The 19,383-nt window shown below is 33.8% G+C and carries 16 protein-coding genes; 6 read left to right on the top strand and 10 right to left on the bottom strand.

Annotated features, from left to right (window positions below):
- The gene (locus VB248_RS12075) at positions 1–1,224 is read left to right on the top strand and encodes an alpha/beta hydrolase family protein (protein ID WP_323297038.1); all 1,224 of its coding nucleotides are present in this window, start codon (positions 1–3) and stop codon (positions 1,222–1,224) included.
- Positions 1,225–1,323: 99 nt separating this feature from the next.
- Positions 1,324–1,734: a hypothetical protein gene (locus VB248_RS12070; protein WP_323297037.1), complete on the top strand. Its 411-nt coding sequence runs from the start codon at positions 1,324–1,326 to the stop codon at positions 1,732–1,734.
- A gap of 43 nt (positions 1,735–1,777) precedes the next feature.
- Here the strand turns inward: VB248_RS12070 and VB248_RS12065 are convergent, their stop codons facing one another.
- The 4 genes from VB248_RS12065 to VB248_RS12050 form a co-directional block, all read right to left on the bottom strand.
- A complete protein-coding gene (locus tag VB248_RS12065) occupies positions 1,778–2,680 on the bottom strand; it encodes a histone deacetylase family protein (protein WP_323297036.1) in 903 nt (300 codons plus the stop codon).
- Positions 2,680–4,521, bottom strand: a complete 1,842-nt coding sequence (locus tag VB248_RS12060) for a sensor histidine kinase (RefSeq protein WP_323297035.1) — start codon at positions 4,519–4,521, stop codon at positions 2,680–2,682. Before VB248_RS12060 ends, VB248_RS12065 begins: the two co-directional genes overlap by 1 nt.
- A 144-nt stretch (positions 4,522–4,665) precedes the next feature.
- Positions 4,666–6,480 (bottom strand): sensor histidine kinase, encoded by a 1,815-nt coding sequence (locus tag VB248_RS12055; RefSeq protein ID WP_323297034.1) that lies wholly within the window; start codon positions 6,478–6,480, stop codon positions 4,666–4,668.
- A 233-nt stretch (positions 6,481–6,713) separates the two neighbouring features.
- The gene (locus VB248_RS12050) at positions 6,714–8,555 is read right to left on the bottom strand and encodes a sensor histidine kinase (RefSeq protein WP_323297033.1); all 1,842 of its coding nucleotides are present in this window, start codon (positions 8,553–8,555) and stop codon (positions 6,714–6,716) included.
- Positions 8,556–9,607: 1,052 nt separating this feature from the next.
- Between VB248_RS12050 and VB248_RS12045 the strand changes: the two genes are divergently transcribed.
- Positions 9,608–10,243, top strand: a complete 636-nt coding sequence (locus VB248_RS12045) for a transcriptional regulator (RefSeq protein WP_323297032.1) — start codon at positions 9,608–9,610, stop codon at positions 10,241–10,243.
- Positions 10,244–10,762: 519 nt separating this feature from the next.
- Positions 10,763–11,299 carry a hypothetical protein gene (locus VB248_RS12040; RefSeq protein WP_323297031.1) on the top strand — a complete coding sequence of 179 codons (537 nt, stop codon included), beginning with the start codon at positions 10,763–10,765 and terminating at the stop codon, positions 11,297–11,299.
- 46 nt (positions 11,300–11,345) lie between these two features.
- Here the strand turns inward: VB248_RS12040 and VB248_RS12035 are convergent, their stop codons facing one another.
- The 6 genes from VB248_RS12035 to VB248_RS12010 form a co-directional block, all read right to left on the bottom strand.
- On the bottom strand, positions 11,346–12,410 hold the full coding sequence (locus VB248_RS12035; RefSeq protein ID WP_323297030.1) for an asparaginase: 1,065 nt from the start codon (positions 12,408–12,410) through the stop codon (positions 11,346–11,348).
- Positions 12,411–12,442: 32 nt separating this feature from the next.
- Positions 12,443–13,237, bottom strand: a complete 795-nt coding sequence (locus VB248_RS12030; protein ID WP_323297029.1) for a TatD family hydrolase — start codon at positions 13,235–13,237, stop codon at positions 12,443–12,445.
- Between the two features lie 98 nt (positions 13,238–13,335).
- Positions 13,336–14,346, bottom strand: a complete 1,011-nt coding sequence (locus VB248_RS12025) for a glycosyltransferase (RefSeq protein ID WP_323297028.1) — start codon at positions 14,344–14,346, stop codon at positions 13,336–13,338.
- Positions 14,347–14,361: 15 nt separating this feature from the next.
- Positions 14,362–15,006, bottom strand: coding sequence for a polysaccharide deacetylase family protein (locus VB248_RS12020; RefSeq protein ID WP_323297027.1), 645 nt, complete (start codon positions 15,004–15,006; stop codon positions 14,362–14,364).
- A 111-nt stretch (positions 15,007–15,117) separates the two neighbouring features.
- Positions 15,118–16,230: a glycosyltransferase gene (locus VB248_RS12015; protein WP_323297026.1), complete on the bottom strand. Its 1,113-nt coding sequence runs from the start codon at positions 16,228–16,230 to the stop codon at positions 15,118–15,120.
- A 182-nt stretch (positions 16,231–16,412) separates the two neighbouring features.
- Positions 16,413–17,405: a lysylphosphatidylglycerol synthase transmembrane domain-containing protein gene (locus VB248_RS12010; RefSeq protein ID WP_323297025.1), complete on the bottom strand. Its 993-nt coding sequence runs from the start codon at positions 17,403–17,405 to the stop codon at positions 16,413–16,415.
- A 40-nt stretch (positions 17,406–17,445) separates the two neighbouring features.
- On the opposite strand from VB248_RS12010, the gene ruvC reads away from it, so the two are divergent.
- Positions 17,446–18,009 (top strand): crossover junction endodeoxyribonuclease RuvC, encoded by a 564-nt coding sequence (gene ruvC / locus VB248_RS12005; RefSeq protein WP_323297024.1) that lies wholly within the window; start codon positions 17,446–17,448, stop codon positions 18,007–18,009.
- A gap of 85 nt (positions 18,010–18,094) precedes the next feature.
- Positions 18,095–19,339 (top strand): hypothetical protein, encoded by a 1,245-nt coding sequence (locus VB248_RS12000; protein WP_323297023.1) that lies wholly within the window; start codon positions 18,095–18,097, stop codon positions 19,337–19,339.
- Positions 19,340–19,383 lie beyond the last annotated feature (44 nt).

Here is a 19,383-nt window from a genome sequence, read left to right as displayed (position 1 = left end):
ATGAACGATTCTCGACAAAAAAAACTATTACTATACGCTTTCTTTTTTGTCTTTACTTTTTGGCTTTCAAGCTGTAAAGAAAGTAGTACTAACATCGAGCCAACTCCCACAAATACTTATTTGGTAAGTACAAATCTGATTGGCTCTTATACCATCAACGATTTAAAAACCCGAACAGCAGTACTAACGGGCGGTATCAACGACCCACTGGTTAATGCTTTTGTAACAGGTTTAGTAAAGTACGACATCAAGGCTTACAAAATCGTTTATAAAACCAAAAATACGGACGGAACTGAAGTCCAAGTTTCGGGGGCTTTGCTTATTCCAACTACTACCGAGGCTGTTCCGCTCATCAGCCAGCAACATGGTACGATACGTTCGGATACTGATGCTCCTTCAAATTATGGTACTGGTAGCGAATCTTACTCAATTGCTTCGCTGTTCGCTTCTAATGGCTATATCATTGCTTGCCCCGATTATATTGGCTATGGTACTTCCAAAAACATCGTTCACCCTTACGAACATCGTGAAAGTTTGGCACAAGCCAGCTTGGATATGATTAGGGCTTCTGCTGAATTTATTAAACAAGAAAAAGTGAATTGGAATAAAAAATTAATGATTACGGGGTATTCCCAAGGCGGATTTGCTACGATGTCTTTACAGAAAAAAATTGAAGAACAATTCCCGAATGAGTTTAATTTAGTGGCTTCTTCTTGCGGTGCTGGAGCATACAACAAAACGGCATTTATGAAGTACTTAATGAATGAAACTACGCATGGCATAGCGGCGTATAATCAATTATATATTTGGGTTGTGCAAACTTACAATCGTGTTTATGGACTCAACAGAACAATGGACGCTTACTTCAAAGCTCCTTACGCTGCTGATATTCAAGCGAATGGTACGAATACTGATGTTAGCGTAAGCTTTAATCTTGCTTTTTCAGATAGTTTCAAAAAAGCGGTAAATGATGGTACTGATACTGCCTTTTTGAATGCCGTAAAAGACAATGATGTATATGACTGGGGGCCAAAAACCGAAACGCAACTGTATCACGGCGATGCCGACCAACAAGTATTTTATCTAAATTCAACAACGGCTGTGGCAGCAATGAAAGCAAAAGGTGGAAATGTAACTCTTTACACAACCATCGGCGGAACGCATGGTTCTACCTTGCAGAGTTATGCTTTAGGAACATTTCAGTTTTTCAATAGTAAAAAGTAATTTTGTGATGCTTTTCCTCTTAGGAAAATTAAGCTTTCTCTTGAAAAATTAAATTATTGTTTTTAATTTTAAAAAAACAACAAAATTCCAATTCCATCAATGCAACTCTCGCTCATTTCCCAAATGCCTGAATTAGAGAAGAAAATCTTCTTGGACATTTATGCTAAGGTGTATTTTGACACCCGAAGAAATAGACCAAGATTAAAAACCATTGATGGACAAACGATTCCTTGTGATTTAAAAATTGGCTGCCCAACTAAAATCATTTCTGATTTTCCAGAAGGTACAATTTATAAATTAGATGCTCGATTGATTCAAAAAAATGGTCGCCAACCCTATTTTCTGACTATCAATAAGCATAAAGTACAAAGAGCGATTGAGTTTTTTGAACATAATTTACAAATTCAAAAAGGTTTAAAAACGGATGTAAAACCCAAAAAAGTAACCTTCGAGAAAATGAAAAAAGAGAGAAAAGCTAAGAAAGTAAACGAAGATATTACGATATTTTAATAGAAAAGCTTGATGAACAGAATCATCAAGCTTTTTTTATAAATCAAAAATACATTTTCTCAGCCAAGCGGAAAGTATTGCAATGGGCTTCTACGATGTCTGTAATTTTAGGTGAGTAACCTCCACCCATGGCTACTACAATCGGTAAATTGTTCATTTTAGCTTGTTCAAAAACAAATTCGTCACGTCGATAACATCCTTCTTTTGAAACACTTAGTTTACCCAGTTTATCCGTTGCTAAAATATCAACGCCAGAAACATAAAATAAAAAATCTGGATTTTGGCTTTTGATTAATTTCGGAAGTGTTTCATAAAGTAAAGACAAGTACGGCTCATCTTGCGTATAAGTTGGGAGTTCGATGTCTAAATCAGATTTTTCTTTGTGAAGTGGGTAATTTTCTTTTCCGTGCATCGAAAAAGTAAAGACTCGCTTTTCTTGCTGAAAAATTTCAGCCGTTCCGTTGCCTTGATGTACGTCTAAATCAATGACTAAAATTTTATGAGCTAACTTTTGAGCTAACAAATAATTGGCTGCCACTGCTACGTCGTTGAGCAAACAGAATCCTTCGCCTTTATTGGAGTAAGCATGATGCGTTCCGCCTGCAACGTTCATGGCTACGCCATTTTCAAAAGCAAAATGACAGCAATCAATTGTGCCTTGTGTGATGATGGTTTCACGCATTACTAATGCTTCAGACAAAGGAAAACCGATTTTTCGAACCATTTTTGGGTCGAGGCGAAGATTTTTTAAGTCTTCCCAGTACTCTGCATCGTGGCTCAGAAGAATCCATTTTTCATCAACTGCTTCTGGAACGAAAAAATTCGCTGGACTACAAGTACCTTCATAAAGCAATTGTTCGGGAATTAATTCATACTTCAACATCGGGAAACGATGTCCTTCTGGTAACGGATGTTGATAAATGGAAGAATAAGCGATTTTTAACATTAAAAATAAGGAAAATTAATAGTAAAAGTAGTCCCTACGTTTTCGGTACTTTCAAAAGAAATTTCCCCGCCGTTTATTTTTACTAAATTGTGTACAATCAATAAACCGAGTCCAGTCCCTTTTATTCCTCCGACATTATTTCCTCTGAAAAATGAAGTATAAACTTTTTTCTGCTGATACTGAGGAATACCAATACCAAAATCAATGATTTTGATTTGATAGTCGCTATCATTGAAGGTTAAAATCAATTTCGGACTTTCTTTTTCTTTAGAGTACTTAAAGGCATTTGAAAGAATATTATCAACAATATGCTCTAAATGTTGAATATCGGCAAATACTTTGCGTCTTGTTCCTTCAATAATTAATTCCAGTTTTCTGCCATCTTGTTGATGTTTATTCTGACGGTCGGCCATATAAGTAATTACATCAACAAGGTCAATTTCATCTCGATTTACTTGTGTATTTTCGGCTTCAATTTTACCAAGGAACAAGGTTTCATTCATCATTTTATTAATTCTGACGATTTCTGAATGAATATTACTTAGCTGTTTGGTAATAATATCTTTACGGCTATCTTGAAGTTGCGTAATTAAAATATCAATTATATCAGCCGCCGAAGCAATCGTTGAAAGTGGCGTTTTGAATTCATGGGCTGTCATGGCTACAAATCTGGTTTTCAGCTCGTTGAGTTCTCTTTCTTTTTGGAGAGCTTTCATGAGTCCTTCCTCCGCCAATTTGCGTTCGGTAATTTCTCTGGACGAACTTATTACTCTTCTTTCTAAATCATAATTATCAAAAAAGATTTTATATGTGCCTTCCAACCAAGTATATTCTCCGTTTTTTTTCTTAAATCTAAATTCGTAAGAAGAGTTTGGGTCGGGGTCTTGGCGTAAAAGTTTACCTTCTTTTTCTAAACGGATAAGGTCGTCGGGATGATAAAAATTACGTATATATTGCCCAATAATTTCTTTGGGTTTATAGCCAGTAAGTGCCTCTACGGACGGAGAAATGTAAATACATTTTCCTTCCATATTATTGAGCGTAATAATATCTCGAACATTATCCAATAATAATTCATTGAGATGGGCATTCGCTTTTTCGCCAGTAATGTCTTTAAGCGTGCCTGTTGTTCCTAAGATCTTGCCATTTTCATTCAAAAGCAATTTTGCATGAGCAATCAACCATTTTATATTGCCATTTTTATCGACGTATCTAATCTCTTCACGACAGGATTCTATTTTCTTTTGAAACAAAGGGCCAAAAGCAATTCTGGTATTTTCGTAATCTTCTGGAATGGTAAAATTCTTGAAGTCTTTTCCCAAACTTTCTTCCACAGTATAGCCCAAAATATCTTCCCAAGCTTTATTCAAAAAAGTAAATCGTCCTTCTCTATCTGCTTGATAGATGATGTCATTCATACTTTCAACTAAATGCTGGTATTTTCGTTCTTGACTGGTTACTTGTTGGAGTAAAAGATTGGTTTGTGTAGTTTCACGACTGCAAACAATGAGATAGTCAACCTCTTTATTGGCATTGAAATTTGGAGTAACTGAAAAATCTAAATAAAGGTTGTTTATACTGTGTGAAATCAGAAATTGTTCACCTCGAAATCCTCTTGAATATGACTCGCTCACAATTTCACGGTAAAGCTCATCAGATAATTGTTTTCCACGCTCACCGATTTGGGGAGGTTCATTAAATAGAGTATGATAAAAACCGAAGAAAGCTTGATTGAAACCCACAAAACGATAGTCTGTATCAACTACATGTACAGCGTCGTGGATTAAATCTAAAATTTGAGGATAAAAACTATTCGACCATGTACTTGTACTTACTTGCATAAATTTTAGTTTTTGGAATACCAAAGATTAGAAAAAAATCATGATTTTTCTAATAGAAAGCCTATAATTTACTTTTTTCAAAAACTATTTTTTAGAAGAACTATACTACAAATAATCTTAAATTAACTAACAAAATATTGTAAATCAAGCGTAAGGAAATTTCAATTTAAAAGTCGTACCCATATTTTCGGTACTTTCAAAAGTGATTTCGCCTCCGTTAATTTGAACTAAATTATGTACAATTAATAAACCCAAACCTGTTCCTTTGATAGAGCCAACATTGCTTCCTCTAAAAAACGAAGAATATACTTTCTTTTGCTGACTTACAGGAATGCCAATGCCGTAATCAATCACATAGATTTGATAATCGTGTTCATTGAAAAAGAGTATTAACTTCGGTGAATCACGTTTTTGCGAATATTTAAAAGCGTTAGAAACTAAATTATCAATGATATGCTCAAGATGTTGGGCATCAGCAAGTATTTTTCTTTCTTGACCGATGATTTCAAACTCTAAAGTACGTCCGTCTCGTTGATGTCTGTTTTGGCGTTCCATGATATAGCGAATCAAAGAAACCAAATCCAATTCTGCCCTATGTACTTCGGTATTTTCAGATTCAATTTTTCCAAGAAAAAGCGTTTCATTCATTAAATTGGTAATTCTGACGATTTCAGAGTGAATATTTGTTAGCTGTTTTACAATTTTTTCGTTTCGGCTATCTTCAATTTGCTCTACATACATTTCTATAATCTCTGCCGAAGAAGAAATGGTAGAAAGTGGCGTTTTAAATTCATGAGCCGTCATTGCCACAAATCTGGTTTTCATTTCATTCAGCTCTTTTTCTTTTTGAAGAGCTTTCAACATACTTTCTTCTACTAATTTCTTCTCTGTAATGTCTCGGCTTACACTAATAACCCTATCTTCTATCTCATAATCATCAAAAAATACTTTGTAGGTAGTTTCAACCCAAAGGTAATCGCCATTCTTTTTCACAAGACGGTAATCAATGGTAGAATCCAACAATTCGTTCTCCAAAATCATTCGATGTCTTTTCTGAATAAAGTCGATGTCATCAGGGTAGAAAAAATCATAAGCACTTCTACCTATCATTTCATTTTGAGTATAACCCAGCATTTCATTACAGGAAGGAGAGGCATAAAGAATATTACCCTGTAAATTATAGATTACAATAAGGTCTTTTACATTACTTGAAAGTAATTCGCTAAAGTGGGCATTCATTTTTTCATTGGTGGTGTCTCGGAGTGTTCCGGTTGTACCAATGATTTCATCATTTTCATTGAGTAAAAGCGTAGCAAATACTTGCATCCATTTAATTTTCCCAGCTTTATCAATATATCTGATAGCATGACGACAATATGTTTTTTCACGCTTGATGAGTGGCTCGAAAAGAAGGGCATTTTTGGCAACATCGTCTGGATGAAGGTATTCAAAAAATGGACGACCTAATGATTCTTCGACCGTAAATTGAAAAATTTCATTCCACGCTTTATTTAGGAAAATCCAATTTCCCTTAGTATCCGTTTGGAAAAGTACGTCACGCATATTTTCCACAACGTACTGATATTCCTCTTTCTGGGCAGTTACTGCTTTTATTAATTTATTGGTTTGAGTCGTTTCTTTGATAATAAGCATCAAAAACTCCACTTTATTATTACCATCAAAAATGGGTGTAAAAGAAAACTCCCAGTAAATCTCATTTACCATTTGATTGGCTTTAAAGCTTTCTCCTTTAAATACTCTTTCGATACATTCTTTTGTAAAGAAATCAAAATCAGTCTCCAAAGCAACCAGACGTTTCTCCCCTAACACTGGATAAGTACCATAAATCTTAAAGAAAAAATTTTCATACGCAGTATTGAAAGCAACAAACATGGTATCCCTATTGATTATACAGGTACTTTCCTCTACGGCATCAAGCATCAATTTATTAAAATCCATTGTCCAAGTAATTATTTCTCTAAGTATTAGGTAAACAATTCAAATAAATAAAAAACTTTATTTAATCTGAAGTGAAAATATCTGTATAAAATGTCAAGTTTGTGAGTATTCAAAATTCAGCTATATTGTCGTCACATATAATGACATTTATCATCTTTTTTACAAATATCTCTCAAAATAAATATGTTTTATATGTTTAAAATACAAGAAAGTGTATATAAGAGTGTTTTTAATTATTTAATCTCATAAGGAATTCTCAATCTGAAAGTTGTACCATGGTCTTCAGCACTTTCAAAACTGATTTCACCTTGATAGATTTTCACAAGGTTATTTACTAAAAATAAGCCCAAGCCACTGCCTTTGATGTTTCCAACATTATGACCTCTAAAAAATGAAGTACAAATCATTTTTTGCTGATTTAGCGGAATACCTATACCGCTATCAATAACCACTACTTGAAAATCACTTTCATTAAAAGTAAGTATCAATTTAGGGTTTGGTCTATTTTGTGAATATTTAAAAGCATTTGAAATAAGATTGTCCAAAATATGTTCAAAATGTAACGTATCACCTTGTATGTTCCTTTCAATTCCATACTTTTCAAATTCAATCACACGATTATCCTTTTGCTGTCTGTTCTGACGCTCGATGATGTACTGCACCAAATGCAATAAATTGATTTCTACTTTTTTTATTTCACGAGAACCCATTTCAATTTTACCCAACAACAAGGTATCATTGATTAATTTGGTGATTCTTATAATCTCAGAATAAATATTGTCAAGTTGCTTTGATATGTTTTTTATTCTCGGATTATCTATCTGTTGGGTATATACTTCAATAATTTCCGCAGACGACGAAATAACTGAAAGAGGAGTTTTTAACTCATGGGTAGTCATTGATACAAATCTTGACTTTAGTTCGTTCAGTTCTCGTTCTCGGTGCAAGGCTTTCATTAATCCTTCCTCAGCCAATTTTCGTTCTTGGATTTCTCTTGTAGAAGTAATCAGTCTATTTTCTAAATTAAAGTCATCATAAAATACTTTTGTATTTGATTCTACCCACACATAGTCACCACATTTTTTTTTGAAGCGATAAGTAAGGTAATGTACTGATGTTTTTTGTTTAATAACTTCTTCATGATCATTATTAATATATTCAATATCCTCTGGATGAAAAAATTCATAAGGACTTTTACCCAGCAATTCCTCTGGTTTAAAACCTGTTAGGTCTTCAATAGAAGGAGAAACATACAAATACGTTCCATCCATATTATGAATACATACTAAATCTTTGATGTTTTGCGAGAGTAAATTGTTGATGTTTGTCTTTTCTTTTTCGATACTAACATCAGTCATTGTACCAGAAATCCCTATAACTTCTTTTTGGTCATTGTATATCAAATTTGAAAGTACTTTTAGCCATTTGATTTTACCTGATTTTGAAATATAACGTACCGTTGAAATAAGGTTTTCTTTTTCCCCTTTCATTACAGGATCAAAAGAAGACAAAACTGGAGCAATATCATCAGGGTGGATAAACGAAGTATAATTTTTCCCGATTGATTCCTCGATAGAATACTCAAGAATATTCGTCCAGGCCTTATTCAAAAAAATCCAATTACCTTCTAAATCAGTCTGAAACATTACTTCATTAAAATTATCAATCATGTATTGATAACGCTGTTCGTTGACAGAAACAGTTTCAGATAAGCGAGGTTTAGCCTCAGCACTTTTTGTGTAAATAATTACAAAATCAACCTCCGACTTTTCATTGAGTACTGGTTTAAAGAAAATAGAGATTGATTTCTTATTAATCGTTTCAGTCATCTCGAAAGGCTCACCCAAAAATGCCTTTTGATAAGCTGCTCTTACTTTTTCTCCTATAAAAAAATCCCCAGCTCCCATTCCTTTTTTGAAAAGTGTCGGATAACATCCAAAGAAGGTTTTATACTGTTCAGCAAAGGCTTTATTGAAACCCAAAAACTCAAAATTATGATTGATTGCAAATACACACTCATCAAAAACATCAAGTAAAGGACTATTCAAGTTTATAAATAAAGTACTTTCATTCATAAGTTTCTAAAGATAAAATACAATTTTGGGGTTAGTTTCACATTTACCGCTTTGCAATAAATATATTTATTCATAGTTTGAAAAAGTAAATGCTTCATTTCGAAGCAAGCCTCAAATCAATAAATTAAATTTTGCATTGGTGTCTTATTTCAATGATAAACCATCAATCTTACATAAAATCCAAATATTTATTTGACTAATAAATATTTATAAAAATCTGAGCTTAACCTTTATTTTCTTAAACTTCTTGCACAAAATAACATTAGAAAAAACAAGGATACAATCCCTTAAAGTAGGGGTTTTTCCCTATTTTAAGGGGTTAGATAAAATCTGGCATAGATACACAATAAAAAAGCAGCATTCGTAATTAACGAATGCTGCTTTCAGATTACTTGTTAGTGGTTACAATATTTAAACAGTATTTATGTGTTAGTGGTTTTAATGCCAGTTTAAGTGTTTGGTTAAGTTAGTTGGCGGTAGCTACCGCCGTCGCTACCCCCAACTAAAGTAAATTACACACACCACTTCATCGTAACTATTTAATCAGGAGATTAGACAATTGAACTCTGAAGGATGATGCAAAGTAAAAACAAATTGAAAAACTGCACAATCCCTATTACAAGGGGTTTTTTAATTCTGCTAGAAAAAATTAGTCTTTTGAGGTCAATCTATTATCTACTAAAAATAAATAATCATATTCTAAGTGTTATTTGCTACATTAAAATCCAAAAATCCTCATATAAAACAATAGTAAGACAAAGGCTACTCATCGAACAATCATTCAAAATATTAAAACCCCTATTTATAGGGATTGATTAACAGATTTATATCGTCTTACTTTGTATCACTAATTGTAAAAAAATACTCCATAAAAAGGTTTTTCCAATCCAAAAGAAAACACATAGTTATAAGATTATTTTTGAAAATTCAGCTTTTTACAAAACATTATATACATTGACTTTTATCATTTTTTAGTCAAACATCTGTCGTAGTTGTAGCAATCATCAAAAACTATATTTGTTAAAAACTGATGAATATTTACTTCGCTAATTATGGATTTATTGATAGGAATCATTGAAGATGACAGCAATCTAAGAGATAATGTCGAACACTTTTTTTCAATATATGAAGACATGAAAATTGTCTTCTCGGTCAATAGTATAGAAAAGTTTCTGAGCGTCAGTCCACAACTCAGTCAACCACCTTACTTAATATTTATAGACAACGGGCTTCCGGGTATTTCAGGGATAGACGGCATAAGTATCATCCGTAAAACTTACCCTAATGCTCACATTGTAATGATTAGCGGTTCTTGTGATGAAGAGTCAATCTGGAAAGCCGTAACCGCAGGAGCAAACGGTTATTTATTAAAACCTTTGTCGCTGAAAAAATTGGTAAAGCAAATTGACATCATTAAAAATAACGGAGCTTTGATTTCGCCAGAAATTGCATCAATGTTATTTTCAAAAATATCACAAAAAACAAAAGTAAAAGAACAAAGACTTGATACAAGATTAAGTAAAAGAGAAAAAGACGTAGTTGATTATTTACTCAAAGGAAAATCTTATAAAGAAATTGCCAGCCAGTTATTCATCAGTTACTCGACCGTAAACGACCATATTAAAAAAATATATTCAAAGCTTGATATTAACTCAAAAGGCGAATTATTAGCCCTTTTCATTAATTAAACGTACATAAAGCAACGTTGAAAGCAAAAACAAAACCATAAGATTTCAATAACCTTTAGTAGATAAACAAAACATCATTAACCAATTCTATCAACATGTCTTTTTCAGAACCATCACTTATATTATCTGTTGGGCTTATTATTATATCAATTCTATTACTTGCCTTTTATAAGCTTAATAAAACAAGTATTAACGAATGCCCCAGCTGCGGTTGCGACCATTGTGATAGGATAAAAAGACCTTTTTTAATTAAATTATTCTTTTTCTTTATTTCAAATTTAAAGTATTATCGTTGCCCGGGTTGTGGCAAAAAATTCATTATTGTAGCTAACAAAAACGCTGTTGTGAACAAAAACCTCAAATACTTAAAGGTATAATTCTAAAAAAATAAGATTTCGTTTGATTTTCGATACTTTATTTTACAAAGTATCCTGAAACGCTCATGTAGTTTATTAACGAATACAAATTTGTTTAGAACCTATTGTTCATAGTTTTTTTACACTATTAATTCCTACGGATATGAATAAGAACATTTTACCTGCTTACATAGCCATCATTGCTGTTACTTTTGCATTACCTTCATGTATTAGTAATAAAAAATATAGAGAACTTGACGGTTCTAAAATGCGTCTGAATGAAAGTTTCAAGCGTTCGCAGTTAGAAGTACGTGACTTGCGTGCAAGAACACAAACTATGACCGACCAACTGGCAACGCAAGAACAAAAATACGAATCCTACATGAATGAAGTGAGGAGTATTAGAAGCTCTTACAAGCAAGATTCAGTTAGAATGCAAAATTTGATGAGCTTGGTAGATTTGAAAGTTGAGGAGTTTACAGCTTACAAAATCGAAACACAGAAAAAGATTTTTGGGTATGAAAACGAAATCGTAAAGCTCAATACTCATATTCGTAAACAAGATAAAGTAATACAAGTATTGTCTTTCAAAATTGTAAAAGAGCGAAAGCAATTTGTGGCACAGAAAAAGGAAATTATCAATCGTTATGAGCGAAAAATCAAAAATCTTGCTACGATTAAATCTTCTAATGGCGTATAGTATTTAGTCTTGGGGTTTCAGAAATGAAACTCCAAGACTATTTTTTTTAAGACATTTCGCCTGCTATTGAATATTTCAAATTTTTCTTCTTCTCAGCAAAGTAGGTATCTTGTGCCAAAATAAACATGAGTTTAGTAATGGCAGCTTCGGTGGTTAAATCTGCTCCACTTACCACGCCAATTTCTTGAAAATATCTACTTGTTTGATAATGTCCCTGACTTACTCTTCCGCCATTGCATTGTGAAACATTATAGATGATGATTCCTTTGTCAATAAATTCTTTGATTAAATCCAGAAACCAAGGTTCGGTAGGTGCATTTCCTGAGCCATAGGTTTCTAAAACTACTCCCTTGAGTCCTTCGATGGCTAAAATACTTCTGATTACTTTTTCAGAAATACCCGGAAAAATCTTTAGAATCACCACATTTTCATCCAACTTGTCGTGTACAATTAGTTTGGCATTCGGAAAATGATGTTTCAAATAAGGTTTATTGTATTCTATTCTGATTCCTGCTTCTGCCAAAACTGGATAATTTTCAGATTCAAAAGCGTTGAACTGAACACTTTCTCTTTTTCTGGCACGATTCCCACGCAATAAATGTGAATTGAAATAAATACAAACCTCTGAAACCACAGGTAAATTGTTCACTTTATCCGCAGCGATTTCCAAAGCCGTAATAAAATTTTCTTTTGCATCTGTTCTGGCAACGCCAATTGGCAACTGAGCTCCCGTAAGAATGACAGGTTTGTTCAGATTTTCTAATAAAAAACTCAAAGCAGAAGCCGTATAAGCCATTGTATCCGTGCCATGAATGATGACGAAAGAATCGTACTCGTTATACTTTTCACCAATAATTTTGGCAAGACTAATCCAGACTGAGGGATTCATATTCGAGGAATCCAACAAAGTATCAAAAGTAAGTACTGAAATATCAAAATCTAAACGAGCCATTTCGGGCAAATTTTCAGGAATTTGGGCAAAATCAAAAGGAACTAAGCCTTTGCTTTGTGCATCATAGACCATCCCAAGCGTACCTCCTGTGTAAATCACAAGTACTTTTACATCTCTTTTTCCTTCGGCTTTTGTTTTGATTTTAATGATATTATACATAAATAATAAATATTTTAGTGAGTTGTGAATATTTACTTACTAACTTTTTCAAGGCATAAATGTAGGGCATTTTGCGTACTCTGTTCGATTACTTTTTCGATGCTACATTCCATCAAATCGGCTACTCTTTGGGCAATGATTGTCAAATAAGCTGGCTCGTTTCTTTTTCCTCTGTACGGAACGGGTGCTAAATAAGGTGCGTCGGTTTCCAAAACAATGGATGTTAAATCAATATGTGGAAGAATTTTATCTAATCCGCCATTTTTGAAAGTAGCCACCCCACCAATTCCCAACAAAAAGCCTAATTCAATAGCTTTTTGGGCTTCCTCTAAAGTACCCGTGAAGCAGTGAAAAATACCTTTTAAATTGGGGTCAGCATTTTTTTCTATCAAATTTACAGTTTCCCAAAAAGCATTTCTTGAATGAATATCAATCCATAAATCGTGTTTTTTTGCCAACTGACATTGATATAAAAAAGCTTCCTCTTGCTGTTTTACAAAGGTTTTGTCCCAATACAAATCCATTCCAATTTCTCCGATAGCAATAAATTTATACTTATTTAACCAATCTTCCACAATGGCTAATTCTTTTTCAAAATCTTCTTTCACATAACAGGGATGTAAACCCATCATCGGAAAACATTGCTTCGGATATTTTTCAGCCAAAACCATCATTCCATCAATGGTTTCTGAGGCACAATTCGGCATCCAAATTTGCGATACTCCTGCCGAAAATGCCTTTTGCAACATTTCGTCACGGTCTTCTTGATAAGTTTCATCGTAAATATGAGCGTGTGTTTCAATAATTTGTAAGGATGAATTATTCATTTGATATTTTATTTTGCTTTAAGCGGTAGGCTGTAAGCTTTTGATTTTTTGAAATCTATACTAAAACAATTCCGCACTCTACATTCTTCATTCAAAACTCAACGATAAATTCTTCCCTTCCAATCCACCGCAACGGGCGAATAATAAAAGAGTATCATCGTTAATTGCCAGCAATTGGCATAGATTTCGTACAAAAGTAAATGTTTTATTAAGTGAAATCGTCTTAATTTTAAAATTGTTGGCAAGACTGTAATACTTTGGTTCAACCATTTTACAAACCATAAAATACCAGCCAGTTCCCAAGAATAAGTAAGCCCAACTACTGCCAAAATCGGCAATAAAAGTGCTTGTAAAAAAAGTAAAGTAACTATCCACCAAGGACATTGTAAAGCCCCAACCATCCAACGTTTTCTTTGATGCAAGAATTCTTTGAGGTTCATCATCGGTAAAGTTTGGTTGAATACTTTACGATTAATGGTATTTTTAAAGCCAAAACCTTTTCCGACTACTTCATGGAAAAGTGCAAAATCTTCAGTAATAGAAAAAGGGATTTTTGCATAACCGCCCGTAGCTTCATAAGCCTTGCGAGTAATGGCTGAATTATTGCCCAGACCCGTCAAAGGAATTTTTAAATCTGCGGCAATTTTCAATAAAGTGAGTGCATGAAGCCAGTCGATTGACTGAAAATGATGCCAGACGTTTGTCCCTTTAATATCTGTAATACCAACTTGATGACCGATTTTTTCATCGGCTTCAAAATTAGCAATCATGCCTTCAATCCAATCAGGATTTACTGTTACGTCGGCATCACAAATCAAAAAATATTTTCCCGTAGAATGTTCATAAAGATTGGCTAACACATTGGCTTTTCCTCTTTGACCATTAATTACTTTCTGAATATCAATAAGTTGAAAAAAAGGTTTGTCTTTTATAAAGTCTTCAACCAACGCTTTTGTTTGGTCTTCCGACTGGTCGTTTCCAATGAGTACTTGTAGTTTTTCTTTAGGATAATTGACTTTATTGATAGAGTTCAGACAATTAATAATCGTCTCTTCTTCATTACGAGCAGCTATCCAAATCGTAATATTTGGCTGTTGTGAAGTATTCATTTATTCCATTTAGGTTTACAATGCCCTAAAAGTAAAACCTTTTTCTGAGAAAAAAGACAATACTCTTGGCAAAGCATAAGACATATTTGTATTGGCTTTGATGCTGTCGTGAAACAAAACAATCGAGCCATTAGTGCTGTGTTGAATTGTTTTTTTCAATACTTTTTCGGGTGATAATTCTTGAGAGAAATCCCCAGAAAGTACATCCCACATGATAATTTCGTGACTTGGTAAAATCACTTTCGCTTGACTTTTTTTGATGCGTCCATAAGGCGGGCGAAACTTCCTTTTATTGAAAATCAAGCTATCGGGAAGCTGAAAATCCTGCTCTAAAATTGCCTCACATTCCTTGAAATTTTGTAAATAAAGTTCATCTTCTGTCACCCAACCTTTCAAATGATTAAAAGTATGATTCCCAACCGCATGACCTTGTTGTATTATTTTTTGAAATACTTCAGGATGTTTTCTGACATTATCGCCGATACAAAAAAAAGTAGCTTTTGCCTGATACTTTGCCAATTCTTCCAAAACAAATTCCGTAACATCAGGAATTGGGCCATCGTCAAAAGTCAAGTAAATTACTTTTTCATCACGCTTGATATTCCAGACAAAATCTGGATACAAAGCCCGCATCAGGAAGTTGGTTTTATGAATGAACATGGGGAATAACTTATTACAAACAAAAAATATACGAGTGCAAGTTAATTTTTATACTTTGAATTAGCTGAGTGAAAAATCAAAATTTGTGCTTGGTTCAATAAAAATGCTTCTTTACTCCAACCTCCGCCCCTTCCAACGGTAGCCTTTTCCTTGTGCCAACAAACCAAAAAACACTACATAAAAGGGATAAATAAGTTGAACAATCGGAATGTACTTAGCTTTACTTTGGTAACCCAAAAACTTGATGATAGAGTACAGAAAATAAAATTCAGCTGAGAATTTTAGCAATAAAATTCCTTTTCCGAAATAATTATCCAACATACAATAAGCCACCAAAACACTGAGATTTGCCAAGAAAATAAATACTGCTAAAGCCGATACTTGCCAATTGTCGTAGTGCTTCCACTTACTCGCCCAGCGTCTTCTTTGTTGGTAAAAATGAGTTAAATTTTCCTGAGATGCCGTTCGCACGATAGCATCGAAAACTGGATTGAAAAATACTTTATCAGGATATTTTTTGGCGATTTTATGCATCAAAAATTCATCATCGCCCGAGGCTACATTTTCGTTTCCTGCAAAACCATTTACTTCTTCAAATACTTCACGGGTATAAGCCAAATTTGCTCCGTTGCACATATTGGGCTTTTTTAAATACATCGCACAAGCTCCTGAGCCTATCAAACTGGCAAACTCTATGATTTGAATCGTATTCCACAAACTGTCTTTTTCAGTAAAAGTGACTGGCGAACTGATGAGTTTTGCATCATTATTTTTATACAATTGCTGTATGGACATCAGCCAGTTGGGCGAAACACTACAATCGCCATCGGTAGTTATCAAAAGTTCGCCCGAAGAAATTTCTATACTTTTTTGTATGGCTCTTTTTTTGGGGGAAGTGCTGGCATCATTCAATAAATTTAAGATTTTCAGTGAGTATTTGGCTTCTTCTTGATAATTCAAAACGATACTTTCGGTACTGTCGGTAGAGCCGTCGTTGGCAACAATCACTTCAAAATTATCGGCTGGATAACTTTGTTCATTCAAGTTTTTAAGTAATTGAAGTATGTATTTCTCTTCGTTTCTGACAGGAATAATTACCGTCAATTTAGTGTCGGTAGCGTGGGCTGATACTTGGTGTTTCGCCATCATTTCTCTCCAAACTGCTATCAAAATCAGGTTGAAAGCAAAGTACAAACTGGTGATCATTAGGATAATGAAGAGCATATTTTTTTAATTTGAAAATGGAAAACAATTTGAAAATTTGATGATTTGGAGATTTGAAAATGGAAAAACAATTTGAAAATTTGGAGATTTGATGATTTGAAAATGGAAACTCAATTTGAAAATTTAAAAATGACTAACTATAACCTTCAAACTAAAAAGCTAATCTTCAAATTTTCAAATTTTCAAATCGAAACCCTTGTTTTCAGCACTAAAATACTTCCAACTAATACTGGAAATAGAATATTAATCAGCCATAACACAAAGGTAGCGGCTATTACTGCTGAAGTATTGACATGGTAAAAACTAAAAAAGTAAATAGCAGAAAATTCTCTGATGCCTAAATCTCCCAAAAAATTAATGGCTGGCACAATCGTTTTTGCCAGAAAAACCAAACAAGCAATTGCCAACAAATCTAACACTTCTAAGTCGATACCAAAGATTAATAAGACCAAAACAAATTGTATTGAAATGGTAAAGTATCGCATCAAAGCCCAGAAAAAAACTATTCTAACTTCTTGATTTTCAAAATTTTCTAAAATTTTTACGGTATGAGCAAACCTTTTCAGAAAAGGTATTTTCAAAAGAAAGAGATAAAAAAGATGTCGTTTCAAATAAGCAAAAAAGCCCAAAGTCAGACTCAGACTAAATACCAAAATCATGATAAAATTGAGCGTTGAAAACTGTTCTTTTCTGAAAATAAAATATATCAAGCCCAAAGTACCAAAAAGCAAAGAAGTAAAAAATTGAATACCGTTTCCCAATAAAATTGCTCCGATACTTTCGGCTCTTTTTTCTTGTTTAAATTTCCACATTCTGCCTGCATAATCGCCCAAATTGGCTGGTGTAATAAAGCCTAAAGACAAACCCATCAGTACGCCTTTCAAGGCTTCTTTGAAAGATATTTCTTCAACTTTCAGGGCTAAAGTTTGCCACTTTTTAGTTTCAAATCCAAAATTAAAAAAGATTAAGAGTATCAATAAAACACCTTTGATGATGTTTTTTTCAACCCATATTTTTTTATATTCAAGCAGCAAATTATCAATATTTTGTTGCTTGTCGGCAAAGGCTTTGTAGAGCATCCAGAGGATAAGTACAAAAACAATGGTTTTGAGCAAGGAAAATAGTTTTTCAGATAAAATGCTTGTTTTAGGATTTGTTTCGTTGGTATTTTGCATGAAAAGATAAAAGCAGGGACGGAAATTTTTGGGCTAAAAAATGAATAATAATACAGAGAAAATAATTTTAGGCGTTGACCCCGGTACTCGGTTTATGGGTTATGGAGTGATATTGGTTCAGCGTAACGAAATGAAAGTTTTACAGTACGGCGTTATCAACGTCAGCAAATATAGCACGCAGGAAATTAAGTTAAAGAAAATTTATGAACGAATCATTTCGGTCATTGAAGAATTCATGCCCGATGAAATGGCGATTGAAGCTCCTTTCTTTGGGAAAAACGTTCAGTCGATGCTGAAATTGGGTAGAGCTCAAGGCGTAGTGATGGCTGCGGCACTGTCACGTGAAATCCCCATTGTAGAGTATTCGCCTAAAACAGTAAAACAATCGGTGACGGGCAACGGAAACGCTTCAAAAGAACAAGTAGCACACATGCTCGACCAATTGTTGAAAATGAAATTAGATGCCAAATTATTTGATGCAACCGATGCTTTGGGTATTGCGGTTTGTCATCATTTTCATGGTACAAGTATCATGGCAACGAACAAAGGAACAAAAAAAGGTTGGGGAGCTTTTGTGAACGAAAATCCTGATAGAATCAAATAAGTGAGGAGTTGCGAGTTTGGAGTGAGGAATTTTATACATATTTGATTTTCTGTAATTTAACTAATCATCTAAGCATAAACATTGTATGAAAAAGTCTATACTCCTCAAACAAACCTCTTTTATTTTCTTACTTATGTTGGCTTTAAGCCATTTTTCATTGGCTCAAATCTCTAATAAACAGGGCATTAGTTCTATCAGCATTCATCCTTCGGCTACTTTATTTGGCTTTGGTTTACCACAAAATACTGCTGTCAGTAATGGATTTCAAACGGGTGTTTTTTCTTATATTCCTTTTCCTTTTACCTCCCTTCCCATTAATTCGAGTATTAATAAAGAAGGGAAAACGGAGTTTTATGGATTAATCGGTTCGTTTGATTTAGGAGTAAATTATTCAAAATTGCTGAAAAACAATCGAATTTTCAGAACAGAAATTGGTGCTTATTATACTTGCTCGCCAGTGAGTTACGAGGTGAACGACCAGTACCATCTTTTTATCAATAACAAAGAATCAAGTATTTGGCAAAATACTATTGCCTATTCGGGTTTTTCGGCAAGTATGACTTATACTTCAAAATCGAGAGGTAGAAGGGGTTTGGGTGAAGTAAGAAATTATGTAGAAGTAGGTGCAAGAACGATGAATTTCTTGAATCAGTCAGCCAAAGAAAATGAAGATTGGATTGCCAATGGACAAGGTTTTAGGATAGAAAGCAAAGTGGTAAACAGAACCAGTACAATGCTTTTCTTTGAAATTGGGAAAACCTTTTGGCGACCCGCCAACGATATGCGTTCGTTGAATATGGGCATTAGAGTAGGCATTCCATTTTCACATTTTGTTGAAAATACTTATTTGGGCATCAGCGGCAACCAAGTTTCAGCATCAACCACAGCTTTGGAAAATGGGGCTTATATTGGCTTTCAAGTTTCGTATCACTTGCCTATTAAAACTGTCACGAAATCTTATTTAGAAAGAAAAGCGGAGAAAATTTACTGCGAAATGGAGCGAAAAGTAAAAATTAAACACTATTTCAAAGTAAAAGAAGAAGAGTTATTCATCGAAATTTTCGACCACGAAAACGAAGATGGCGACATTGTTTCGCTTTGTTTCAATGGACAATATATTCTTGAAAAACATTTATTGACCCGAAAACCTAAAGTACTGACTTTAAAACTTAGAGCCAATCAAAAAAATATCCTCACAGTTTTTGCCAACAACACAGGCAAAGAAGGAGCAAATACCAGTGCCATTCGTTTCAGTGTAAATGGTAAAAAAGAAGAAATTATTTTGTACGCAGACAAGAAGGAATCTGAGGGGATTTCTTTTGAGTTGTGAATTTTGAGTGCTGAGTTGTGAATGAAAATTTCTGATTTATAACT

Origin of the sequence: Arcicella rigui (assembly GCF_034929435.1) — a bacterium.
In the GTDB taxonomy this organism is placed as follows: Bacteria; Bacteroidota; Bacteroidia; order Cytophagales; family Spirosomataceae; genus Arcicella; species Arcicella rigui.
Note: the sequence above shows the minus strand (reverse complement) of the source record. Positions and strands in the feature narration are given on the sequence as shown.